General features: G+C 58.0%; 2 protein-coding genes. Both read right to left on the reverse strand.

What is annotated here, in order from left to right:
- Positions 1–55: 55 nt before the first annotated feature.
- The gene (locus tag AC1DPR_RS31935) at positions 56–832 is read right to left on the reverse strand and encodes an SDR family oxidoreductase (protein ID WP_477106132.1); all 777 of its coding nucleotides are present in this window, start codon (positions 830–832) and stop codon (positions 56–58) included.
- 28 nt (positions 833–860) lie between these two features.
- Positions 861–1,396, reverse strand: a 536-nt coding sequence (locus tag AC1DPR_RS31940) for a CapA family protein (protein ID WP_477818024.1), incomplete at its 5' end; no start/stop codon positions are given.

A 1,396-nucleotide genomic window follows, 5' to 3' on the forward strand; every position in this document is an offset into this window, starting at 1 on the left:
GTTTGGCGGCCGTGCCTGAAAGGCTGGCGCAAGTATATGCGCCAGCCTTCTATCCTTAATACAAAGATCCTATCATCCCGCCTTCCACGGGGACCGTGGAGCCGTTGATGAATCCCGCTTGCACAGACGCGAGGAAGGTCACAACGGAAGAGATTTCCTCTTGCGTCCCGAGTCTACCGAGCGGTGTCAGCCGCTTGCGGGCCTCGGTTTGCGAGGGGCTATAAGCTGCGGCGGAGTTTCGATGCGACGTATCGATTAGCGCCGGCGCAACGCAGTTCACGGTGATGCCATGCTGCCCAACCTCATTTGCCAGGTGTTTCATGTACGCGGTGACGCCTGCACGAAAGACAGTGGACAAACTGTGATGGGGCATCGGCTGTTTCACCGAGGCCGAAGTGACTGCAACAAGACGGCCCCAGCCGCGCTGGGTCATTCCAGGCAGCACCGCTGCAACGACCTGAATGACGCTCAGCAATTGGTTCTCATAGGCTTCGTGCCAGCGAAGCGGATCATTCTCATCGATTGTCGAGCGGATCGGGTTCGGAGGCCGGGCTGTATTGAGGACGACAATGTCAGTCCCACCCATCTCCTTTTCGAGCGTTGACGCAAGGCGCGCAGCATCTTCCGTCGATGTCATATCGCCAACGACGGGCAGGGCCTGCACGCCGTAAGTGCGCTCAATTTCTGCGGCCACCTCGGTCAACTTGTCTGCCGACCGGGCAAACAAGGCGATATTCGCTCCCTCGGCCGCGAGAGCGTTGGCAATGTTTCGGCCCATGCCGCCGCTTGAAGCAGTGACAAGCGCGGTTTTACCTTTGATTCCTAAGTCCATATTTCACTCGCATCTGTTCGAGGCAACTTCAGGCGGTGACGATGACTTCGTCACCGCTCACCGTGAAGCGGTGCGGCATATCTTCCGAAACCCACTCCATGTAGCCAACGATCTCGTTGAAGCGCTTGTCGTCGCGACGCAGTATTTGAGGGCGATAGCGCTCATCGAATGTCATCGGCAAGAATGAGACCTGCAGAACGCCTTGCTTGGACACCTTTAGTTTAGCCAGCAGACCCTTCGTGCAATCACGGCCATAAGGCATCAGCGGGTACGCTGGGTCGAGATCGGTGTGATTACGCACGGCCCCGTGAGCCCAAGCCGGTTCGCTTGTCCATGAGGGGGCTGCAAACGACTTTGTCATGGCGAAAACCCCCAGGCTATAGAAGATTGCCTTGCCTTTATAGACTTCAATTGCCTTGGGGAGGTGCGGCGCATGACCGACCACGAGGTCCGCCCCTGCATCGATGGCGGCATGTGCAACCGCTACCTGATAATCGGACACAACGCGCGGCAGGCGAATGACACCCGAATGAAACGCCAGCACGACGACGTCGACTTGCGAGC

Source organism: Rhizobium sp. 01T417, assembly GCF_056398905.1.

Bases quoted from the DNA above. Each gene is read 5' to 3' on its own strand.
- AC1DPR_RS31935 (WP_477106132.1), bottom strand. From the start codon at position 832: ATGGACTTAGGAATCAAAGGTAAAACCGCGCTTGTCACTGCTTCAAGC.